Annotated in this window: 20 protein-coding genes; 11 read left to right on the forward strand and 9 right to left on the reverse strand. The window is 64.0% G+C overall.

All coding sequences use genetic code 11. The features are described from left to right. Positions 1-79: 79 nt before the first annotated feature. Entirely contained in the window at positions 80-931 is an 852-nt protein-coding gene (locus tag BMW89_RS18350; protein ID WP_092028377.1) for a LysR family transcriptional regulator, read from the forward strand. A gap of 957 nt (positions 932-1,888) precedes the next feature. Then, on the forward strand, positions 1,889-4,351 hold the full coding sequence (locus BMW89_RS18360) for a putative bifunctional diguanylate cyclase/phosphodiesterase (protein WP_092028379.1): 2,463 nt from the start codon (positions 1,889-1,891) through the stop codon (positions 4,349-4,351). On the opposite strand, the gene BMW89_RS18365 is transcribed toward BMW89_RS18360, so the two are convergent. The 3 genes from BMW89_RS18365 to thrS form a co-directional block, all read right to left on the reverse strand. After that, a complete protein-coding gene (locus BMW89_RS18365) occupies positions 4,337-5,596 on the reverse strand; it encodes a serine hydrolase domain-containing protein (RefSeq protein WP_092028380.1) in 1,260 nt (419 codons plus the stop codon). The two genes, BMW89_RS18360 and BMW89_RS18365, sit on opposite strands and share 15 nt — an antisense overlap. Before the next feature lie 63 nt (positions 5,597-5,659). Then, a complete protein-coding gene (locus tag BMW89_RS18370) occupies positions 5,660-6,223 on the reverse strand; it encodes a nitroreductase family protein (RefSeq protein WP_177196137.1) in 564 nt (187 codons plus the stop codon). Positions 6,224-6,316: 93 nt separating this feature from the next. Then, positions 6,317-8,359, reverse strand: coding sequence for a threonine--tRNA ligase (thrS, locus tag BMW89_RS18375; RefSeq protein WP_177196138.1), 2,043 nt, complete (start codon positions 8,357-8,359; stop codon positions 6,317-6,319). Between the two features lie 186 nt (positions 8,360-8,545). On the opposite strand from thrS, the gene BMW89_RS18380 reads away from it, so the two are divergent. After that, on the forward strand, positions 8,546-9,721 hold the full coding sequence (locus BMW89_RS18380) for an MFS transporter (protein WP_092028383.1): 1,176 nt from the start codon (positions 8,546-8,548) through the stop codon (positions 9,719-9,721). Positions 9,722-9,812: 91 nt separating this feature from the next. Beyond that, positions 9,813-10,205 carry a hypothetical protein gene (locus BMW89_RS18385; RefSeq protein WP_092028384.1) on the forward strand — a complete coding sequence of 131 codons (393 nt, stop codon included), beginning with the start codon at positions 9,813-9,815 and terminating at the stop codon, positions 10,203-10,205. 32 nt (positions 10,206-10,237) lie between these two features. Here the strand turns inward: BMW89_RS18385 and BMW89_RS18390 are convergent, their stop codons facing one another. Next, a complete protein-coding gene (locus tag BMW89_RS18390) occupies positions 10,238-10,564 on the reverse strand; it encodes a GrlR family regulatory protein (protein ID WP_092028385.1) in 327 nt (108 codons plus the stop codon). Positions 10,565-10,734: 170 nt separating this feature from the next. Beyond that, positions 10,735-12,057 carry an alpha/beta hydrolase gene (locus BMW89_RS18395; protein ID WP_092028386.1) on the reverse strand — a complete coding sequence of 441 codons (1,323 nt, stop codon included), beginning with the start codon at positions 12,055-12,057 and terminating at the stop codon, positions 10,735-10,737. Positions 12,058-12,391: 334 nt separating this feature from the next. On the opposite strand from BMW89_RS18395, the gene BMW89_RS18400 reads away from it, so the two are divergent. Both BMW89_RS18400 and BMW89_RS18405 read left to right on the forward strand, forming a co-directional pair. Beyond that, complete coding sequence (locus BMW89_RS18400) at positions 12,392-13,759, forward strand: APC family permease (RefSeq protein ID WP_092028387.1); 1,368 nt, start codon at positions 12,392-12,394, stop codon at positions 13,757-13,759. Positions 13,760-13,761: 2 nt separating this feature from the next. After that, on the forward strand, positions 13,762-14,976 hold the full coding sequence (locus BMW89_RS18405) for a hypothetical protein (protein ID WP_092028388.1): 1,215 nt from the start codon (positions 13,762-13,764) through the stop codon (positions 14,974-14,976). A gap of 21 nt (positions 14,977-14,997) precedes the next feature. On the opposite strand, the gene BMW89_RS18410 is transcribed toward BMW89_RS18405, so the two are convergent. Next, positions 14,998-15,555, reverse strand: coding sequence for a helix-turn-helix domain-containing protein (locus tag BMW89_RS18410; protein WP_092028389.1), 558 nt, complete (start codon positions 15,553-15,555; stop codon positions 14,998-15,000). A 357-nt stretch (positions 15,556-15,912) separates the two neighbouring features. On the opposite strand from BMW89_RS18410, the gene BMW89_RS18415 reads away from it, so the two are divergent. From BMW89_RS18415 to BMW89_RS18425, 3 genes are read left to right on the forward strand one after another with little or no spacing between them, the layout of a single operon-like run. Then, positions 15,913-17,226 (forward strand): MFS transporter, encoded by a 1,314-nt coding sequence (locus tag BMW89_RS18415; protein WP_092028390.1) that lies wholly within the window; start codon positions 15,913-15,915, stop codon positions 17,224-17,226. Between the two features lie 55 nt (positions 17,227-17,281). Further along, complete coding sequence (locus tag BMW89_RS18420) at positions 17,282-17,803, forward strand: MOSC domain-containing protein (RefSeq protein WP_092028391.1); 522 nt, start codon at positions 17,282-17,284, stop codon at positions 17,801-17,803. Then, the gene (locus BMW89_RS18425; RefSeq protein WP_092028392.1) at positions 17,800-18,756 is read left to right on the forward strand and encodes a PDR/VanB family oxidoreductase; all 957 of its coding nucleotides are present in this window, start codon (positions 17,800-17,802) and stop codon (positions 18,754-18,756) included. The genes BMW89_RS18420 and BMW89_RS18425 overlap by 4 nt, the downstream gene beginning before the upstream one ends. 9 nt (positions 18,757-18,765) lie before the next feature. On the opposite strand, the gene BMW89_RS18430 is transcribed toward BMW89_RS18425, so the two are convergent. Next, positions 18,766-18,978, reverse strand: a complete 213-nt coding sequence (locus tag BMW89_RS18430; protein WP_092028393.1) for a hypothetical protein — start codon at positions 18,976-18,978, stop codon at positions 18,766-18,768. 91 nt (positions 18,979-19,069) lie between these two features. Further along, positions 19,070-19,408 (reverse strand): membrane protein insertion efficiency factor YidD, encoded by a 339-nt coding sequence (gene yidD, locus BMW89_RS18435; protein WP_092028394.1) that lies wholly within the window; start codon positions 19,406-19,408, stop codon positions 19,070-19,072. Positions 19,409-19,638: 230 nt separating this feature from the next. Here yidD and BMW89_RS18440 point away from each other — a divergent pair, with 230 nt between their 5' ends. Further along, entirely contained in the window at positions 19,639-20,532 is an 894-nt protein-coding gene (locus tag BMW89_RS18440) for a COG3904 family protein (RefSeq protein WP_177196139.1), read from the forward strand. 38 nt (positions 20,533-20,570) lie between these two features. On the opposite strand, the gene BMW89_RS18445 is transcribed toward BMW89_RS18440, so the two are convergent. Further along, the gene (locus BMW89_RS18445; RefSeq protein ID WP_092028395.1) at positions 20,571-21,026 is read right to left on the reverse strand and encodes an iron-sulfur cluster assembly scaffold protein; all 456 of its coding nucleotides are present in this window, start codon (positions 21,024-21,026) and stop codon (positions 20,571-20,573) included. Between the two features lie 243 nt (positions 21,027-21,269). Here BMW89_RS18445 and folE point away from each other — a divergent pair, with 243 nt between their 5' ends. Continuing rightward, positions 21,270-21,959, forward strand: coding sequence for a GTP cyclohydrolase I FolE (folE, locus tag BMW89_RS18450; RefSeq protein WP_092028396.1), 690 nt, complete (start codon positions 21,270-21,272; stop codon positions 21,957-21,959). Positions 21,960-21,971: the final 12 nt, after the last annotated feature.

A 21,971-nucleotide genomic window follows, 5' to 3' on the forward strand; every position in this document is an offset into this window, starting at 1 on the left:
TTTTTTGCATGGGAAGGAACAAGGATGTACGATTGTCGTGCAATTTTGTATGGCCAATTTCTTATGACAAGGACGTCCGATGGAGTGGAGCGATCTGCGCATCTTTCTGGCGATTGCGCGCGAAGGCACGCTCGGCGCCGCCGCGCGAAAGATCGGCCAGACCCAGCCGACCATGGGCCGGCGGCTTCGTGCGCTGGAACAGTCGCTCGGGCAAACGCTGTTCCAGCGCACCTCCGACGGCTTTGTCCTCACCGACGAGGGCAGCGCCGTGCTGCGGCACGCGGAGCGGATCGAGGAAGAGGCGATTGCGCTGGAGCGGCACGCCTCCGGCGCGGAGACGCAGCTCGATGGCCTTTTGCGGTTGTCTTCGTCGGACTGGTTCGGGACGGTGATGCTGTCGCCGGTGATTGCCGCGTTCGGCAAGCGACATCCCAAAGTGACCGTCGAGCTTTTGACCGATGCACGGCTCTACAGCCTGCCGCGCCGCGAGGCCGATCTGGTCTTTCGCATCAAGCCGTTCGACGAGCCCGAAGTGATTTCCAGAAAGCTGCTGCACATTCCATACGCGCTCTACGGCAAGAAGGGCAGCAAGCCGCTCCGGGCCGGAGACGGGAGCGGCATCCGTGTCGTCACCATGAATGCCGAATTTGCCGACATGCCCGACGCCGTCTGGCTGAAGCGCACGCTGCCGAAGGCGGAAGTCGCCTCACGCAGCAACAACCGGCAGGCGCAGGCCGAGCTCTGCGCCAGTGGCGGCGGGCTCGCCGTGCTGCCGCGTCCTCTCGGCGACCGCGACCGCCGCCTGGTCGCGCTCGACATCGGCACGACGCCGCCCGGCCGCGACACCTTTGTGGGCTATCACCGCGATCTCAGGCGTCTTGCCCGCCTGCGTGCGTTGCTCGATCTCGTGATCGAGCGGCTGGCGGGGTGAGGGCCACGGTATCTTGCGTGACCCGTCGGGCAAAACACCCAAACTGTCGGTCAATGGGTTAGTGCGAAAATATTCCACTTTACCGAAATTCGGAAACGGCGTATGCATCGCCGCAACCCGGCCCAAGGAAGAGGGGCGTATCGCGATCGTCACGAACGCGGGCCGGGCGGTGATGGACGCTGATAACATCGGCGCGAAGGCTTTCGCAGGGCGGGCAACCGTGAGCGAAGGCGTCGCGCGCACGACCGGTGTGATCGGCGTACGGCAAAATCGTGTGGTCCTGACGCCCGGGGTCTGTGCGTCAAGTCTTGCGGTGATGTGGCGGCCCGACCGGGCGCGCGCATCAGTCATCTGCAAGACGACGGGGGCAATAGTGCATCGCTCCCCGGGGAGAGCACGACATACGCCGTTCCAACCATTGCGCAGGGAAGGCCGGGATGCCCCGGTTGCCCTGTTACCCGCTGTGCAGTGTAGCGCAATCTACTCATGGCATAGCGGACAATGGGAGCCAGCCGGCTCCCGGTCTTCCCTGCGCCCTCTTTCAATTGAGGGTGAGACGGCGAAGCAAAGCTCGGGCGAGATGAGCCGCGAGGATACGAACCTATGTCAGCTATTCAACGAAGGTCTCTTGCCCCGGACGCTGCGCAGCACGAAGTGATGCGCTGCAGAGCCGGGGCCCATGTTGCGGCGTGCTGTGTGGCTTCCTGGGTCCCGGCTCTGCGCAGCAACGCCAAGAGCGTTGCAGCGCGTCCGGGACAGGAGAGAGTGGCTTCCGTCGCAACGACGGAGTTGATGCAGTTTCGCGCAAACAAAACCGTCATAGTCTCTAACGCGCACTAACCAACGCCTGACTTAAAACTGTCATAATCGCCAAATGGAACGCGCAACTGCGTCCTTTTTACACGGCATTAAGCGCGCCTGCATTGGATGCGCGGGGAAAGTGCGTTGGGGACTGCAATGACTGCCGCGAAGAAGATGCCGGGAAAACCGGCCACCGAAATGTTTGACGACATCCCGGTGCTTCAGCGCAAATGGCGCGCCGCGTTGAAGCCGGGCGAACGGCTGCCGCGCTATGAAGACGTGATGCTTGGCAGCCTCGGTCGGCTCGCCGATCACATCGCGCTGCTGAAGAATGACGGTGCGCTCGAACTGTCGCGCAGCGGACGCTACGTGCAGAAATGGCTCGGCGAGGAGCGCTGGGACATTCCGGTCGCGGAATTGTCGCCGGATTGCGCGACCGCGCTGTCGGAAGCGGTGGCGAACGCGCTGAACAACGGACGGCCGCACCAGGCGAGCGCGCATTGCGTGCGCGACGGCATGGTCCGGACCTACGATTTGCTGGCGCTGCCGACCGCCTCGCGCTGGGGCGCCACGCTGGTCGGCGCCTATGTCAACGAGCGCGGCACGCAATACAATTTGCTGGATGCGATTTTCTCCTCGACCGAGGACGCGGTGATCTCGCTGGCGACGTTGCGCGACGCCGGCGGCAAGCCGTTCGATCTCCAGATCGTGCACCACAACACGAGCGCCGGCATGCTGCTCAAAGCCGCAGGCGCCGGCCTGTTGTGGCGCCGGATCGGCGAGGGCGACACCTTGCTGGCCTCGCCCGACATCATCAAATTCCTGCTCAAGACCGTCGCCGGTGGCCGCGGCGGGCAGCTCGAGATCGAGCACGATGGCCGCAATCTCTGTCTCAGCGCCACCGCCTTTGGGGACGTGGTCTCGCTGACGATCTCCGACGTCACTGCGCTCAAGCGGCGCGACGCCTCGTTCCGCCTGCTGTTCGACAACAACCCGATGCCGATGTGGGTGTTCGATGCCGAGAGCAAGGAATTTCTCAGCGTCAACGATGCCGCAGTCCAGCATTACGGCTACAGCCGCGCCACCTTCCTGCGCATGAAGCTGCCCGAGATCTGGCCGGAGGACGAGTGGGACAGCCACGCCGAGGCGCTCGAACGCGTCGGCGACACCTATCATTCCTCGCGCAACTGGCGGCACCTGTGCGCCGACGGTAGCGAGATCGAGGTGCTGACCTTCGGCCGACGCGTCGCCTTTGACGATCGCGACGGCTATCTGGTCGCGGTGGTCGACATCACCGAGCGACGCAAGGCCGAGGCGCGGATCGCCCACATGGCGCATCATGACGGGCTGACCGACCTGCCGAACCGCGAATATTTCCGGGAGCGTCTGAAGCAGGCGCTCGACCAGGCCGGCGGCAAGCGCGTCGGCGTGCTCTACATCGATCTCGACCTATTCAAGAACATCAACGATTCCTTCGGGCATCCGGCGGGCGACCGCCTGCTGAAGGAAGTTGCCGAACGCCTGACCACCGCAGTCCGCGGCGCCAATCTCGCGGCACGTCTTGGCGGCGATGAGTTCGCGGTGATCCTGGCGGCCGACGTCTCGCCGAACGAGGCCAGCGCCTGTGCGACCCTGCTGATCGACATGCTGAAGGCGCCCTATGACCTCGACGGCCAGGAAATGGTGATCGGCGCCAGCATCGGCATCGCGCTGTCGCCGGGTGACGGTACGACGTCGGAGGAGTTGATGCGCAACGCCGACATGGCGCTGTACCGGGCGAAGTCCGACGGCGGCGGCGTGCATCATTTCTTCGAGCGCGAGATGGACCTTCAGGCGCAGAAGCGTCGCGACATGGAGCTCGATCTGCGCCGCGCGTTTACCAATGGCGAGTTCGAGCTGCACTACCAGCCGCTGGTATCGATCGCTTCCGACCGCATCTCCGGCTTCGAGTCGTTGTTGCGCTGGCATCACCCCGACAAAGGCATGATCTCGCCGGCGGAGTTCATTCCGGTTGCCGAAGACATCGGCCTGATCACCCAGCTTGGCGAGTGGGTGTTGCGCGAAGCCTGTGCCGAGGCCGTCAAATGGCCTGCCGACATCAAGGTCGCGGTCAATCTCTCGCCAGTGCAATTCCGCAGCCGCAATCTGGTTCAGGTCGTGATCTCGGCGCTGGCGCAATCCGGCCTTTCGCCGAAGCGGCTTGAGCTCGAGATCACCGAGTCGATCTTCCTGGCCGAGACCGACGCCAATCTCGCGATCCTGCATCAGCTGCGCGAGCTCGGCGTCAGCATCTCCATGGATGATTTCGGCACCGGCTATTCCAGCCTCAGCTATCTCCGCAGCTTTCCTTTCGACAAGATCAAGATCGACCGTTCCTTCGTCAAAGATCTGGCAGAGCGGCCCGACTGCGTCGCGATCGTGCGCGCGATCTCCGGGCTTGGCCGCAGCCTCAACATCATCACGACCGCGGAGGGCGTCGAGACCGAGGATCAGCTCGACTGGCTGCGTGCCGAAGGTTGCAACGAGGTGCAGGGTTTTCTGTTCAGCGCGGCGCGGCCCGCCGGAGAGATCGCAAAGCTGCTCGCCGATTTCGGCCAGCGCGCCTCACGGGCGGCGTAGCCCCTCGGGGTAGCAGTCATAGACCAGCGCCTTGAAGGCGGGCGTGATGCGGCTGCGCTCGTTCTGGGTCTGCTGCATCATGAGGTAGACCATGTCGAGCTTGGGATCGACGCCGAAATAGGTGCCGCTGCCCGCGTCCCATTTCAATTCGCCGAGCGAGCCGGGCGGGGGAGGCTTTGCGTTGCCGGGATCGGTGCGCACACCGATGCCGTAGCCATAGCCAAAACCGTCGCCCGGGAAATAGAAATAGTCGCGTCCCACACCCGAGCCTGGCCCGATGTGATCGGTCGTCATGGCCTTGAAGGCTGCGGGGCTGAGGTATCGCTTGCCTTCGAATTCGCCGCCATTGAGCAGCATCTGCGAGAAGCGCTGATAATCGGTGATGGTCGAGAGCAGCCCGCCGCCGCCGGATTCCCATTCGGGATGGTCGAGGCGGTCGCGCTCGCCGGCGAGCAGGACCGGGTCGTTCGGCAGCGGCCGCGCCATCCGCGCGCGCTCCTCCGGAGTCCTCAGCACGAATTTTGTGCTGCTCATGCCAAGCGGATCGAAGATGCGTGCTTTCAGGAATTCGTACAGCGTCTGTCCCGAGATGATCTCGATGACGGCGCCGAGCACGTCGGTGGAATGGCCATAGCGCCACAGCGTCCCGGGCTGACGCGTGAGCGGCAGCTTCGCGATGCGGTCGGCGAATTGCCTGTTGTTGAAGGGGCCTTCGAAAATATTGGCGGCCTCGTAAACCTGCATCACCCAGGGGGCGCCGATATAGTCGTAGCTGATGCCCGAGGTGTGCCGCAGCAAATCCTCGATGTTGACGGGGCGGACCGGCGGCTCGAGTTTGAGCTTCGATGTGCCGTCCGGCTCGATGCCCACCTTGGTGTCGGCGAACAGCGGGATGTATTTCGACGCGGGGTCGGTGAGCGCGAGCTTGCCCTCGTCGATCAGCATCATCGCGCCGAGGCAGGTGATCGGCTTGGTCATCGAGTGGATGGCGAAGATCGTATCGGGCGTCATCGCGAGGCCCGTCCTGGTGTCGCGCACACCAAAGGTCTTGAAGTAGACCGGCTTGCCGTGCTGCTGGACCAGGATCACCGCGCCCGGCAGCCGGCCGCTTCCCACCTCGTCGTTGAAATAGTCGGTGATGCGGTCGAGGCCGTCGGGCGACGGGGCGGGGACGTCGGTCGCGTGGCTGCGCGCCATCGAGCCGGCCAGCAGCGCGGCTCCGACAAGAAATTCGCGACGCTTCATCCGGGCTTCCTCCCTTGCCGGGATCAAAGCCGCAAGTCGTTCAAGGCGTCAACAAGACTTCGATTAAAATCGCGTCACGATTTCCGAAAGGAACGGTCGCGGCCGATCCTCGCTCGGCTTGGTCGGCTTGCCGATATGGACGAAGCCGGCAAGCTTCTCGTCAGGCTTGAGGCCGAGGCCATCGAGCACGTCGCGGTCGAACGAGAACCAGCCGCTCAGCCAGCAGGCGCCGTAACCGAGCGCGGTTGCAGCCGTGACGATGTTCATGACGCTGGCGCCCGCCGACAATTCCTGCTCCCACGCCGGCACCTTGGGATGCGGCTTGGTGAAGCTGACGATGCCGATCACCAGCGGCGCATCGGTGAGGCGCTTGCGTTCGGTTTCGACGTCGGCCGCTGGCGCGCCGGGATTTTTGCGGGCAAACACCTTCGCGATCACCTCGCCGGCGCGCATCCGCGCATCGCCTTCGAATATGATGAAGCGCCAGGGCGCAAGCTTGCCATGATCGGGCACGCGGGCGCCGATGGTGAGGATGGTCTCGAGTTCGGCCGGGGAGGGACCGGGCCCGGTCATCTCGCGCGGCTTGACCGAGCGGCGGGTCTTCAGGAGTTCGATGGCGTCAGGCACTGCGATATCCTCTTCGGCTGGTCGTCGGGCGTGCCATGCCGAGATAGGCATGCACGCCCGCAACCGAAAGCGAGTTTAGATCGATTTCAGGGATCAGGCCGCGTCGCGAGCCCGCCGGACATCCGGCGGGGTGGCCTCTTCGACGAGGGCGGTGATCGCCTCCGCCGTCGTCATCACCGTCTGGCCGTCGCTGCCGAGCCGTCGGATCGAAACCGACTGCGTCTCGGCCTCCTTCTTGCCGCACACGAGCAGCGCCGGGGTCTTGGCCAGCGAATGCTCGCGGACCTTGTAGTTGATCTTCTCGTTGCGAAGGTCGATCTCGGCCCTAAGGCCCGCGCGACGGACCTGCTCCAGCACCTGCTTGGCATATTCGTCGGCTTCCGACGTGATGGTGGTGACCACCACCTGCACCGGCGAGAGCCAGAGCGGGAAGTTGCCGGCATAGTGCTCGATCAGGATGCCAATGAAGCGCTCCATCGAACCGCAGATCGCACGGTGCACCATCACCGGCGCCTTCTTGCCGCTGTCATGGTCGATGTAGAACGCACCGAACCGCTCCGGCAGGTTGAAGTCGACCTGCGTGGTGCCGCACTGCCAGTCGCGGCCGATGGCATCGCGCAGCACATATTCGAACTTCGGGCCGTAGAAGGCGCCTTCGCCCGGATTGATCTCGGTCTTGATGTGGTTGTTCTGAGCCTGGATCTGGCTCAGCACGGTGGCCATCACGCGCTCGGCGTGATCCCACATCGCATCGGTGCCGACGCGCTTGTCAGGCCGGGTCGACAGCTTCACCGTGAGATCGCCGGTGAAGCCGAAATCCGCGTAGGTCGACAGGATCAAATCGTTGATCTTCAGGCACTCGTCGGCAAGCTGGTCCTCCATGCAGAAGACGTGCGCGTCGTCCTGGGTGAAGCCGCGCACGCGCATCAACCCGTGCATGGCGCCTGATGGCTCGTAGCGATGCACCACGCCGAACTCGGCGAGCCGCAGCGGCAAATCGCGGTAGCTCTTCAGGCCATGCTTGAAGATCTGCACGTGACCCGGGCAGTTCATCGGCTTGAGCGCAAACCAGCGCTTGTCCTCGGCCTCGTCACCGGCCGACTGCGCCGCGAACATGTTCTCGCGGTACCAGCCCCAATGGCCCGAGGTCTCCCACAGCGACTTGTCGAGGATCTGCGGCGCGTTGACCTCGCTGTAGTCGCCGGCGAGGCGCCGGCGCATATAGGCGATCAGCTGCTGGAAGATGGTCCAGCCCTTGGCGTGCCAGAACACGACGCCCGGACCTTCCTCCTGGAAGTGGAAGAGGTCGAGCTCGCGTCCGAGCTTGCGGTGGTCGCGCTTCTCGGCTTCCTCGATCTGCTTCAGATAGGCGTCGAGATCCTCCTGCTTGGCGAAGGCGGTGCCGTAGATGCGCGTCAGCATCGGATTGTTGCTGTCGCCGCGCCAATAGGCGCCGGCCACCTTCATCAGCTTGAAGGCGTTGCCGACCTTGCCGGTCGAGGTCATGTGCGGGCCGCGGCAGAGATCGAACCAGTCGCCCTGGTAGTAGATCTTGATCGGCTCGTTGCCGGGGATGGCGTCGACCAGCTCGACCTTGAAGGCCTCGCCCTTGTCGCGGAACACCTGTTTTGTCTTTTCGCGATCCCAAACCTCTTTCGTGAAAGGTTTGTCGCGCGCGATCAGCTCGCGCATCTTCTTTTCGATTCCCGCAAAGTCTTCCGGCGTGAACGGCTCGTTGCGAAAGAAGTCGTAATAGAAGCCGTTCTCGATCACGGGGCCGATGGTGACCTGGGTGCCCGGCCACAGCGTCTGCACGGCCTCTGCCAGCACGTGTGCGCAGTCATGGCGGATCAGCTCGAGCGCGCGCGGATCGTCGCGGTTGATCAGCTCGATCTTGGCATCGGCTTCGATTGCGTCGTCGAGGTCGCAGACCACGCCGTCGAGCGCCATCGCGACCGTGCGCTTGGCCAGCGACGGCGAGATGCCCTTGGCGATCTCGAGGCCGGTGATGCTCTGGTCATATTGGCGCTGGGCGCCGTCGGGGAAGGTGAGGGTAACTTTGGCGGCGGGGTTCACGGGTTTGAGATTGCTCAGGCTGTATTGGAAACCGGATTCGGATTTTTTCTGGTCGGTCATTGCTTTTCTCCTGAAGCTCACTCCTGCGAACGAGCGCAGGTAAGCGGGAACGAGCGATATATCAGGCGATTCGGCCTGTGCAATCCGGCATTTCCAAGAAAGTGGCGCGCAAAAGCCGGGGCGGTGCTCCAACTATTTCGAACCGCGCCCTTTAACTGGTCGCGCGGCTGCTCTACATGCATCTGCATGGAAAATCCGCCCGCTGCCGGCCGTTTCACGCCAACCGCCCTGATGCTGGGCAATCTCGTCACCGGCAGCTCGGTGCTCGCGCCGGCGGGCATGCTGCCGGAATTGTCGTCGGGGCTCGGCATCAGCATCCATTCGGCCGCGCTGCTGATCACCTTCGGCGCGGTCACGCTCTGCATCGGCTCGCCGCTGACGGCCTGGCTCACCAGCCGGATCGAGCGGCGGACGCTGCTGACGACGACGCTTGCGGTGCTCGCTCTGGGCAATCTCGCCTCGGCCTTCGCGCCCGACTACACGAGCCTGCTCGTCATCCGCCTGGTGATGCTCGCGGTCGGTGCGCTCTACACGCCGCAGGCGGCGGGGACGGCGGCGCTGATCGTGCCGGTGGAGCGGCGTGGCAGCACCATCGCCTATATCTTTCTCGGCTGGTCGCTGGCTGCCGCCGTCGGCCTGCCGCTGATCACCTTCATCGCCAGCCGCTATGGCTGGCGCGCGGCCCATGGCGGGATCGGCGTGCTCGGCTGCATCAGCTTCCTGTTGTTGCTGCTGCGCCTGCCGTCGGGCCTGAAGGGCACGCCGGTGGATCTGAAGACCTGGAGCGCAGTCGGCCGGAATAGGACGATCCTGTTGCTGCTTGCGATCACGATGCTGCAAATGTCCGGGCAGTTCGTGGTGTTCACCTTCATGGGCCCGCTGCTCAAGAAGCTCACCGATGCCGGCCCCGATGCGATCGGCATGGTGTTCGGCATTTACGGCGTCTGCGGCTTCCTCGGCGTCGTGATCGCGACCCGCATCGTCGACACCTGGGGGCCTTATCGTACCTCGCTGCTATTCACCTGCCTGCTGCTTGCAGGCGTCACGGGATGGGCGCTCGGGGCCGGCACGCTCGTGTTGATGGCGGGTGCGGTCGCGATCTGGGGTCTCGGCTTTGCCTCGACCAATTCGATGCAGCAGGTGCGGCTGGTTGCGGCCGCGCCGCAGCTTGCGTCGGCGACTGTCGCGCTCAACACCTCCGTCCTCTATATCGGCCAGGCGGTCGGCTCCGCCATCGGCGGATTGCTGTTCGCCCGCGAACTGCTGCATCCGCTCGGCTTCGTCGCAGTCGGCTTCGTCGTGGCGGCGCTGGTCCTGGTAATCCTGACCAGGCCCCGGCCGACTGCGGCGGCCACGGCCTGAATCCCGCGTTTTCCTGTGCGCAAGGTGCTTGGCAAACGGCGCGTCAGAGCGCTAGAAGGCGAGGCATGGGGACCAAAGAGAGTTGACTGAAATGAGGATGATTCTGGCGGTTGCCGCGGTGCTCTATTCAGCTTCCGCGTTCGCGCAAACCGACAAGCCACCAATGATCGGGGACAAGCCGCTGGTGCAGGTCAAGCCCAAGGGGACCAAGGCGGTGGGGACCAAAGAGGCAGCGGCCAAACCGGCCGCGGCGCCGAAGGGCAAGCCGCAGTCGATCGCGGCTCGGCTCCAGGCCTGCCTCGACATCGACGACGGCACCAAGGACCGCCTCAACTGCTACGATGGGGTGATGCCGCCGGCGCCAAAGCCCAAGCCGGCGAAGGCCAAGGGCTACGCCGATTGCCGTTTCTTCAAGGAAGAGGATGAGCGGCTGGCCTGCTACAACGGTTTCGCCGAGAGCATTCCGAAGCTACCCAAAACCTGAAGATCAATACCTGAAGACCAAGAGCCGGACGGCTAGTCGCTGATCCGGCTCAAAACGGCCCTGAAGGCCACGCCCGGTACTTGCAGCGCGGTGCCTTCGAATTCCGCCGTGTCGCCGTCCTCGCGGCCGGCGAGCGTCAGCGTGATCCTGTCGTTCCCGAACAGCGGCTTGAAGGACGGATCGTCATTGTAGCGCTGGGTCGAGATCTTGACCTTGATGCTGTCGCCTTCACCCGTGTAAGTGCCGATGAAGGCGAAAGCGGAATTGCCGCCGCGCATCTTTCCGTCGGTCACATAGACGACGCCGGAGCCGGTTCCATGAACCGTGTGGAAGTCGACCTTGTACAGTCCCTGACGCACTACCTGTCCTCGCAGAATTCCAAGTGCAACTTGGCCGGCAAACTATGATCGTGGCCAGCGGAAGCAATCCGGTGGGTCCCGGAGATATCGGCCATCAACATCACATTTTGATCAAAGCTTGAGAGAATTGCAGGCAGCGCGGCCAAATGCCGGCTCGCGCAATATTTGGATTAGCGGCCCGATGCGGAAGAGCTGGTGGTCGCCACGCGCGTCAGCGCCAGTGCGGGCGTCGCTGACATCTTCACCAGCACGTCCTTCAGCGGATATTGCGTCCACGCGCGGTTGACGTAGTCACGATGGGTGATGCCGTCGCCGGTCTCGACGAACACCACGCTGCCGGGACGCAAGGGGCCGTCCATGTCCTCGGAGACGCCAATGCCCTTCTGCCTGAGCATGCTCATCAGCTCGCGGTCGCGCCGTGCGGTGCCGCGGGTGTAAGAGCTGACGAAGAAACCGGAGCGGTGGCTCTCGATCCACGAGGCGAACTTGTCCATTTCGCCATAGACGGCATCGAGCAGCACCACGCCGCGGACGCGGTCGCTGATGCCGCCGACCTCGAGGCTCCACGCGGTCGGCAGGAAGCCGCCGCTGTAGCCGACGATGACGATCGGCATGTTGGCGAAGGCGCGGGCGCTGTTGGGATCGCCGGTGAGCCGGGCGAGATGGCTCGCGGACTCGTCCATGAAGCGCTTGAGGCCGCCGGCCTGCCAGAACTTTCCGGCGCTGGAATCGGCGGCATCGATCGCCATCTGCGGCGCGAGCAGGATGGCATTGGCGCCGGAATCGGTGATCTGCTGCGGCACCAACTGCCGGTCGCGCACGTCGCGTTCCAGGGTCGCGCCATTGCCGTGGAAGAACAGCACGATCACGCCCGGCTTGCGCACGTCGAAATGCTCGGGGACGTGCACCAGCACGCGGCTGTCGCTGTAGGTCTCGTCCTGCCAGTAGACGCGCCCCGAATAGCTGCGATGGCCGCGGCGGTCGCCCTTGGAGATGTTGAGGAAGGGCGCGTCGGAAGCGGGATTGTTGCCGAAATAGGGGAAGGCCGACGATTTCATGCTGACGAGCGTCGTCAGATCGTCACGTGCCGGACGCTGGTAGGGGACTTGCGGTGCGAGCGAGGCCACCTTGTACGGCGCCTGCTCCGGTTGCTGCTGCACGGCGCGCTTGGGCGAGAAGTCCGACGTCTGCCGTTGCAGAAAACTCTCGCTCGCGGAGGGGAAGCGTTCCCTAAACTGCGGGGCAGGGAAGCGATCCTCGAACGTGTCGCCGCTTGCAATTTGTTGAGGATTGGTTTTCGCGACCACCTGGACATTGGCTTGCGAGTTCGCTGCGAGTGCCGCCGGGTTGGGCGCATTGCCGCATTGAACCAGCGTCAGCGACAGCGGCACCAAGGCTGAGATCAGGCCGATCCGGAGCGCACGACCGCGCGAACCGGACGTGGTCCGGTCGGCACAACCATCAGCTCTCAGTTTCGGAACGGCCCCGACCATCCACCCATGACCCCAAGTCACGACCCAAGTCACACGTCCATCGGCAATCTCTAGGCAATTGAGCCGACTGGCGTTTAGGCGACGTTAAGTGTCCGGAGAAACTTCCCCACATCCGGAATGCTTAAAAGGACCATGTAATCGTGTCCTGATTGTGGGGGACGGAAACGGGATTCTCCGGTGTTTGTGCAGGTATATCGCCCTCGATCGTGCATTAGGGGTGTTCAAATACCTATTTCTGCCGCCTCATTTAACCCTTGTTAACCCTGCTTGAATTGACTGGACCAAACTGCACGATGCTCCCATCAGGCGTGACGCCTGAGGTTTAAGGACCCCGATGACGGCATCAGATGCGGGACCCGCGCCCTGGACCGGGCGGCTGACCGGAGGTGGCTCCGGGGTCTCCGTTCTGGTCGCAACCGCCATCGTTGTTGCCGACATGGTCGGGGTCGGCGTCTTCACCAGCCTCGGCTTTCAGGTCAAGGACATCCCCTCGGGCTTCTCGATCCTGTTGCTGTGGACCGTCGGCGGCATTGTCGCGCTGTGCGGGGTGTTCTCCTACAGCGAGCTAGGGGCGATGTTTCCGCGCTCGAGCGGCGAATACAATTTCCTCGGCCGCGCCTACCATCCTGCGTTCGGCTTTCTCGCCGGCTGGGTCTCGGCGACGGTGGGCTTTGCAGCACCCGTCGCGCTCGCCGCGATGGCGTTCGGCGAATACGCCAAATCGGTCGTGCCCGGTCTGCCGCCGATCCCGCTCGCCATCGGCGTGGTATGGCTGGTCTCGCTCGTGCAACTGACCGGCGTCAGGCACTCCTCGACCTTCCAGCTGATCTCGACCATCCTGAAGGTCGTGCTGATCGTCGCCTTCCTGGTCGCCGGCTTCATCATCGGCGTGCCGCAGCCGATCGCCTTCACGCCGCAGGCGGGCGATCTCGCGCATATCGTCAGCGCGCCTTTCGCGATCGGGCTCGTCTTCGTGATGTACTCATTCTCGGGCTGGAATGCCGCGACCTACATCATCGGCGAGATGAACATGCCGCAGCGGGATCTGCCGCGCGCGCTGCTCGCGGGTACGCTGATCGTGCTCGTGCTCTACGTCGCACTGAATGCGGTGTTTCTCTACTCCACGCCCGTCAGTGCACTCGCCGGCCAGCTCGACGTTGCCCGCGTCGCCGGCAGCGCGATCTTCGGCAATTTCGGCGGACGGATCGTCGGCGCCATGATCTGCTTCGGCCTGATCTCATCGATCTCCGCGATGATGTGGATCGGCCCGCGCGTGATGATGACGATGGGGGAGGACATTCCGGCCCTGCGCGTGTTCTCGAAGCGGTCGGTGAGCGGCGCGCCGGCCTATGCCATCCTGTTTCAGCTCGTGGTCGCCAACCTGCTGCTGTTCACGCGCAGCTTCGAGGCGGTGCTCGACTTCATCCAGTTCGCGCTGCTGTTCTGCTCGTTCTTCACGGTCGCCGGTGTCATCAAGCTGCGCATCACCGATCCCGATCTCCCCAGACCCTATCGTGCCTGGGGATACCCGTTCACGCCGCTCGTTTTCCTGCTCGTGACCGGGTTCATGATGTACTACCTTTTGACTGAGCGGCCGATGCATTCGCTCTCGGGGATGCTCGTCATGCTCTCGGGTCTGTTGATTTATGCTGTTTTCCGCAGGCGGCCGGTCGCCGCTGGCAATTCATCACATCGCGAATAGACATGGTTCGACCCCTCAGAATTGCGGCCGTCGCACTTGCCTTGCTGGCTGCGGCCGTCTCGTCCGTACGTGCTGCCGACGTCACCTTCGACGATACCGCGCGTTTCCTCGCGGGCATGCAGCCCTCGGCAGACTCGCCGCTGGTGCCGCTGACCAGGGATCCCAGCTGGCAGCATCACGCAAAATTCTTCGACGGCGCCTTCTCCCAGCTCGAGCAGCGGCAGCTCGCCAAGATCCGCACCTGGTCCGACGTCAACCTGGCTGCGCCCAGGCCGACCATGTTCTACATGTTCAGCGGCCCGGATTTTCTCTACGCCAACGCCTTCTATTCCAAGGCCAGCACCTACGTGCTCGGCGCGCTGGAGCCGGTCAGCGCTGTGCCCGATCTGACGCGGCTGCCGCACGGTTCGGTCGGCGCTGCGCTCTATAATGTCGAGCGCTCGCTCGGCTCGATCCTGAGCTTTTCCTTCTTCATCACCAAGCAGATGAAGGTCGATCTGCACGCCAACCAGGTCAACGGCACCTTGCCGATCCTCTACGTTTTCCTCGCGCGTTCCGGCAAGACCATCCGCAACGTCGAGATGGTCGCGCTCGATGCCAAGGGCGGGATGCACACCGGCAATGATAATCCGGGGTCGAACGCCACGCACGGCGTCCGCATCACGTTTGCCGGCCCCGACGGCGAGGCGCGCACGCTGTATTATTTCTCGACCGACCTTTCCAATGCCGGCGCGCGTAACACGGGATTCCTGAAATTCTGCGAGACGCTCGGGCCCGGCAACAGCCTGCTCAAGAGCGCGTCCTATCTTCTGCACAAGGGCGACTTCGCGGCCGTCCGCGACTGGCTGCTGGCCAACAGCGCGACCATCATCCAGGACGATTCCGGCATTCCACTTGCCAATTACAATGCGCGGCAGTGGCGGTTCTTCCCGTTCGGCCGTTATCTCGGGCCGATCGGCGAATTCCCCGGCCGGTACCAGGAGCGCTACGCCGAACTGTTCACGCGCGCCCAGCCGATCGATTTCGGCGTCGGCTATCGCTGGCGCATGCACGAGTCGAACTTGCTGCTGTCCGTGAAGGTGCCGGCGACCGAGATCGCGCCGGCCGCGGAGACCACTTCATCCGCCGAGCCGCCGCCCAAACCTGTTCGTCCGAAGCGGCTACGTCCGCCCGAGCCGATCCCGCCGCCGCCCGGGCGCTTCTACTGGTTTCGCTAGGCTATTTGCCGGGGCCCGGCGTCAAGAGTTCTGGGCGACAACGACCAGTACTTCCGCTTTCTGCCGGCCGAGGCTCCTGACTTCGTGCGGCGTCTCGCCTGAGAAATACAGGCAGTCGCCCTTGCCGAGCGTCAGCTCCTCGCCGTCGAGCTTGATCGCGATCTTGCCGTTGATGACGAACAGCAGCTCCTCGCCCGCATGCGAGGCGCGCGTCGCCGATTTGTGCGGCGGGCTCAGCAGAAACGGCTCCATCATTTTGCGGGTGCGGCCGGTTGCCAGCGGCACCACGCCAAAATTGTCCTGGAACAGCGGGACATTGCCGCCTTCGCGGCGGAACAGCGTGTAGCGCGGGGCGGGCTCGGCGTTCGGGTCGAAGAAGTTGGCGACATTGACCTCGAGTGCGGCGGCCATCCGCAGCAGCGCGGCCAGCGAGGGGATCTTGAGGTTGCGCTCGACCAGCGAGATGTAGCCGCGCGTGAGATCGCTTTGCTTCGCAAGCTGGTCCAGCGTCAGGCCCTTGGCAATCCGCGTCTGGCGGATGTTGGCTCCGACCGCTGTCGCTTTGCTGACGTCAAGCACGCATGAGTCTCCCGAACTGCTGAGGCCCCTTTTTGCAACAGATGCCGCCCGACTGCCAGCCCGGCGCCGCGCGCTGCTCATTTCGGGAGCCTGCTGCTGTATTCTAAAGGAAAACTACCGCGCGGAAATTTCAAGCAGTGCCGCAGATATTGTGAGCATGTGCGCTGGCATATCGCGGAAAATAGCCAAAAAATAGTGCAAATGAAGCACTCTGCCGCGACCGGCGGCATTTGCCGCATTCCGTGGCGTTGATTTCCAGCAGTAAACATGGTCGATTTTTACCGTTCCCGGCTGCCGATGGGCTCCGCGGACAGAACCAACTGCTTCCCTTGGTGCCGGTACTTTCTGGAGAGATCGATGACCGTAGCAGACGACGTAACCCTGAACGTAGCGCCGGACGAGGCGGCGAGCTTGCGACGGATCGTGTGGTCGAGCGTGATCGGCACCGCGGTCGAATGGTACGACTTCCTCATCTACGGCGCGGCGACCGCGCTGGTCTTCAACAAGGTCTTCTTCGCCGCCGGCAACCCCACGCTCTCCACCATCGCCGCGTTCGGCACCTACGCCGTCGGCTTTCTGGCGCGGCCGCTCGGCGCTGCGATCTTCGGTCACTACGGCGACCGGGTCGGCCGTAAGGCGATGCTCGCGATCACGATCATGGTGATGGGCATCGGCACCTTCCTGATCGGCCTGTTGCCAACCTACCAGCAGATCGGCATCGCCGCTCCGGTGCTCCTGATCGTCTTGCGCTTCCTCCAGGGCATCGGCCTCGGTGGTGAATGGGGCGGAGCCGTGCTGATGGTGGTCGAGAACTGCCCGACGCATCGCCGCGGCCTGCTCGGCAGCATGGTCCAGATCGGCAACCCAATCGGTAATCTCGCCGCGATCGGCATGTTCGCGCTGGTGGCGAGCCTGCCGGAGAGCGACTTCATGACCTATGGCTGGCGCATTCCGTTCCTGCTCTCGATCCTCCTGGTCGGCGTCGGTCTCTACATCCGCCTCAACATGGAGGAGACCGCGGCCTTCCGTCAGGTCCAGGCCAAGAAGGACGTCGCGAAGATGCCGATTGTCGAGATCTTCAGGCATCACCGCCGGCCGTTCTTCACCGCCGTCGGGCTCAAGATTTCCGAGATCGCCTATGCCAGCATCGGCGGCGTGTTCGTGATGTCCTACGCCACGGCCAATCTGGGGCTGTCGCGCGGGGTGGTGCTGAACGGCGCGTTCGCCGCGTCGCTGGTGGCGCTGCTCGCCATTCCCTTGTTCGGCTGGCTGTCCGACATCGTCGGCCGCAAAAAGATGTTCTACGCGAGCTGCCTGTTCTCGGCGCTGTTTGCGTTTCCGCTGTTCTGGCTGCTCAATACCCGCGATCCCACCATCGTCATCTGCACCATCGTGGTCGCGATCACCTTCGGCCAGATGGTGATGTTCGGCATCGGCGCGCCCTGGTACTCCGAGCTGTTTTCCGCGCGGCTACGCTACAGCGGCGCCTCACTCGGCTTTCAGGTCGGTGCGGCCATCAGCGGCGGGTTGACGCCGTTGATCGCGGCGTCTCTGATGGCGTGGAGCGGTGGTGCTACCTGGCCGGTCTCGCTGCTGCTCATCGCCTGCGCCGCCATCACCGCGACCGCGACGACGTTCGCGCCGGAGATGGCGAACAAGGAACTGACCTGATCCCGCGGCGCGCCGCTGTCGGCGGCGCGCCATCGCTTCTCATAAGGATTTTGTCATGCTCGATACCATCAGCGCCGGCTCGGCGCAGAATGCAGCGCAGCTTGGTTGGACCGGCGTGGTGCGCTTCCTTCATCTCACCCCACGTGCGTTCCTGCCGATGCGCGCAACTGAATCGATCAATCTCGTCGCCGGCAGGGGAATCGAGGGCGACCGCTATATGATCGGCAACGAAGAGGGCTTCTACTCGCACAAGCCCGAAGAGGGCCGCCAGGTCACCCTGTTCGAACTCGAGACGCTGGTTGCGCTCAAGCGTGATGCCGGCATCGAGCTCGGTCCCGAAGAGCACCGGCGTAACGTGACGGTCGAGGGCGTGCCGTTGAATCATCTCGTCGGCCGCCGCTTCTGGCTGGGCGAGACGCTGCTGGAAGCGACGCGATTGTCGATTCCCTGCCGGCACATCGAGGAGATCACCGGCAAGGCGATCTTCGATCCCCTGATCAATCGCTCCGGCCTCAACTGCAAGATCCTGCAAGGCGGCGTCGTCAAGGTTGGCGACACCGTACGGAACGCGGCATGAAGGTGCGCCCGATCACGACGGTCAAGACGGTTGTCGCCGGCATCGAGGAGGCTGGCGACGGGATCAAGCTGTTCGTTCTGGTTGATCCCGACCGTTGGGAATTGCCGCCGTTCAAGCCCGGCGCGCATATCGACCTGCATCTGCCGAACGGACTCGTGCGCACCTACTCGCTGTGCAACGAGCCCGCGGACAATGCGCGCTACGTCATTGCGGTGAAGCGCGAGTCGGACGGGCGCGGCGGTTCGCGCGCGCTTCACGATGATATCAAGCTCGGCGATGTCATCGGCGTCTCGCTACCCCGCGGCGGGCTCGATCCCGATGCGGGCATCGCGCGCTATGTGTTCGTGGCTGGCGGCATCGGCGTGACGCCGTTCTTGTCGATGGCGCGGCATCTCGAACGGACGAAGCAGGCCAACTTCACGCTACATCTGATCGTACGCGAGGAGGTGCCGCTCGCGGCGTATCTCGGTTCACTGATCGAAGGGGGGCGGATCGTGCTGCACCGGACGTCCCGGACCGGGCGTCCCGATCTTGCGGCACTGGTCGGGGAGGGCGGAGCGGACACGCTGGTCGCATGCTGCGGACCTGAAGGCATGACCGACGATTTCGAGCGGGTGACCGCAAGCTGGCCCGCAGCCAATGTCCATATCGAGCGTTTCGTCGCGCCGCCGCCGGTCATCGATCCCGACGCCAAACCGTTCACGCTGTCGCTGGCGCGCTCGGGGACCGAGATCCAGGTTCGTGCCGGCCAGACCATGCTGGCCGCGTTGCAGGAAAAAGGCATCGACATCGCGACCTCCTGCTGCGGCGGCATCTGCGGCGCCTGCAAGGTCGGATGGATCGAGGGCAAGCCGGTGCACCGCGACCGCATCCTGTCGCCGTACGAGCGCGAGCGCTATCTCATGGTCTGCGTCGCTGGGTCGGATACGGAACGGCTGGTGCTGGACCTCTAGGATCCGGCACTACCAGTGCACGCTTTGGCTGGGTTCGACGAACGCAGTCGTGCTCGGCCGCGTGGCGAGGCTCGTCGCCAGATACCAGCCGGAACCGAGCACGAGTGCAAGCAGGGCGACGATCGCGAGCATGTCGATGGTTCTGGGGTCGTGGTGATGCCGGCTGGGACCTGACTGCGGGCCAAGCCTGAAGTGAAAATGGGGGCTGATTTTCCAGCGCATTGTTGTTTCCTCCCCGGGGAGCACCAAAACAACGCGACGGAAAAGTTCCGGTTCCGCTCAGGGCAGCGATGCGCAAAGCACCGCAGCATACTTATGACGCGTTGACGCCGCGCCAGCGCGCGTAACGCCAGGGCAGGTACCAGCGCGCACCTTGCGGCGCGGTGAGAGGCACGTTGTCGATGCCCGATGTGCCGAAGGGGTTGCAGCGGAGCAGGCGCGCCAGCGTCATCCAGCCGCCGGCCCAAAGCCCGAACCGCTCGATCGCCTCGTCGCCATAGACCGAGCAGGTCGGCAGGTGCCGACAATTGTAGCCGACCAGCGGCGAGAGTGTGTGTCGGTAGAGCCAGATCAGCGCGCGTCCGAATCTGCGCGGGAGACGGAGCGCACCCTCGACGGGAGTGGAACAATGTTCGCAAGCTGAGTGCTTCATGTGCGCTGTGCTGCGACCTTGAGCGATCTATTGTGCGGTTCCAGCGCAGGGAACAGCGACGTGTTGTTTGCGCGCCATACTTTGCCTGCTTTCAGGGAGCAGTGCAGCAAGTACCTATGGACGATCTGTATTCCCCCGGATACCATTTTTGTGACGTTCATGTGTAGACTCGTCGGAACGTCGAAACGGGGCTTGCCTGACTTGCTTTAGGGCTTGGGGAAGGGACCAGTTTGAAACTTCTGAAGTCGCTCAATCTTCGCGGCTGGTTGCTGGTGGGAACCGCTGCTTGTGGGGTCGTGTTGGCTGGTGCCGTCGCGACGTCAGGGTCCCCGGCTCGGGCCGGGGCCGCGCTCGAAGAGCGCAAGCTGCCGATGAAGTTCAACTGGGTCGCCTGTGAGCCGAACTGCCGCGGCTGGGTCAGCGCGGTCGGCATCATCACCTCCGATACGCCCAGGGATTTTGAGGATTTTGCCCAGGGACGCCAGCTCGGCGGCGCCACCGTGGTGCTCGATTCCAGCGGCGGTTCCGTCAACGACGCAATCACGCTCGGCCGGCGCTTCCGCAATCTCGGGCTTCTGACCACGGTCGGCATCAGCCTCCAGAACCGCGGCGGGCAGTCGGCCCGTCCGGCGGTCGCGTCCGAGGCCTATTGCGAATCCATGTGCGTGTTCCTGCTGCTGGCCGGCAAGAAGCGTTACGTGCCGGACGCCGCGCATGTCCGCGTCCACCAGATCTGGATGGGTGACCGCGCCGACGATGCCAAGGCGGCCAGCTACAGCGCCCAGGACCTGATGATCGTGGAGCGCGATATCGGCCGGCTCGCCAAATACACCTTCGACATGGGCGGTGCCGGCGATCTTCTGTCGCTCGCGCTCAGCGTCCCGCCCTGGGAGGATCTGCACGAGTTGGACGCCGGCGAGCTGAAGCTCACCAATCTCGTGACGACCGATCTCGTGGCCGACGTGCTGCCGCATGTGGACGTCACCGCTCCGGCCATGGCGGAGCTTGCGTCGAAGACGCAGGCCAGATTCGGTGCGGAACAGGAACAGCCGGCCAAGTCGACCAAGACGGCGGAAGCCGCGGTGCCGACCGGGGCTGCGCAAGTGGCGGCGTCGCAGAAGTAGCTCTTCGCGCGCCGCCGACTGACCTCAGCGTAGATGGACTAGCTCTGTGCCGCAGCCGGCTGCTTGGCCTTGGCTTCGATCTGGCCGATGGCATCGACCACGGCATCGAAGGTCAGAAGGGTCGAGGCGTGGCGCGCCTTGTAGTCGCGGACCGGCTCGAGGAACTTGATCTCTTCCCATTTGCCTTGAGGAGGCGTGCCGTTCTCCTTCAGCATCTTGCGAACGGTTTCGCGTAACTCACGGAGTTCGCTCGCAGTCGAGCCGACCACGTGACTTGCCATGATGGATGAAGAGGCTTGCCCGAGCGCACACGCCTTCACGTCATGGGCGAAGTCGGTGACGGTGTCGCCCTCCATCTTGAGATCAATCTTGACGGTCGAGCCGCACAATTTGGAGTGGGCGGTCGCGGTGGCATCGGCGTCCGATAGTCGTCCAAGGCGCGGAATATTCCCGGCCAGCTCGATGATCCGCTTGTTATAGATGTCGTTCAGCATGCGATGGAGTCCAACACTTCCGGGCCGGATCGGCCTTGGCGGGTGCCGTCCAGGGTCCTATATAGGATTGGAACTGGCGGAAAAACAGTCCAGCGGTGCGGCAGGGGTGATCCAGATCTGCGCTGCCAGCGTATTAACCCAAGGACCTTTTTCGTCAAAACTGTTCTCTTCAGGCGTCCGGCGGCATATGCCGCCCCGTCTGCCGGTGACACTCCGGCCGCAAGGCCGTCGAACGGAGTAGACATGGACGCTGCAATCAAATCCATCCGCCCGGGCAAGCCCTCCGACAAGCTGCCCGAGAGCCGCCCGGGTGAGCTCGATCCTGCCGAATTCCTCGCGGCCGCCGTCCGCGCCGACCAGCCGCGCCCCGCGCGCGCCGAGGCGGAAGCTGCGGTGAAGACGCTGCTCGCCTATATCGGCGAGAACACCGAGCGCGAGGGCCTGCTCGACACGCCGCGCCGCGTGGTCGAGGCCTTCGACGAACTCTACCAGGGCTACCACCAGTGCCCGGCCGAAGTGCTCGACCGTACCTTCGGCGAGACCGCCGGCTATGACGACTTCGTGCTGGTGCGCGACATCGAGTTCACCTCGCAGTGCGAGCATCACATGATGCCGTTCTACGGCAAGGCGCATATCGCCTACACGCCGGTCGAGCGCGTCGTCGGCCTGTCGAAGCTTGCGCGCCTGACCGACATCTTCGCCCGCAGGCTCCAGACCCAGGAGCACATGACGGCGCAGATCGCGGCGGCCATCGACGAGATCATGAAGCCCCGCGGCGTTGCCGTGCTGATCGAGGCCGAGCATACCTGCATGTCGGTGCGCGGCGTCGCCAAGCATGGCGCCTCCACCTTCACCAGCCGCTTCACCGGCATGTTCCGCGACAATCCGGCGGAGCAGGCCCGTTTCCTGTCCCTGGTGCGAGGCATGCGCTGACCTCGCGCGTTA

The sequence above is a fragment of the Bradyrhizobium sp. OK095 genome (assembly GCF_900109945.1).
Classification (GTDB): Bacteria; Pseudomonadota; Alphaproteobacteria; order Rhizobiales; family Xanthobacteraceae; genus Bradyrhizobium.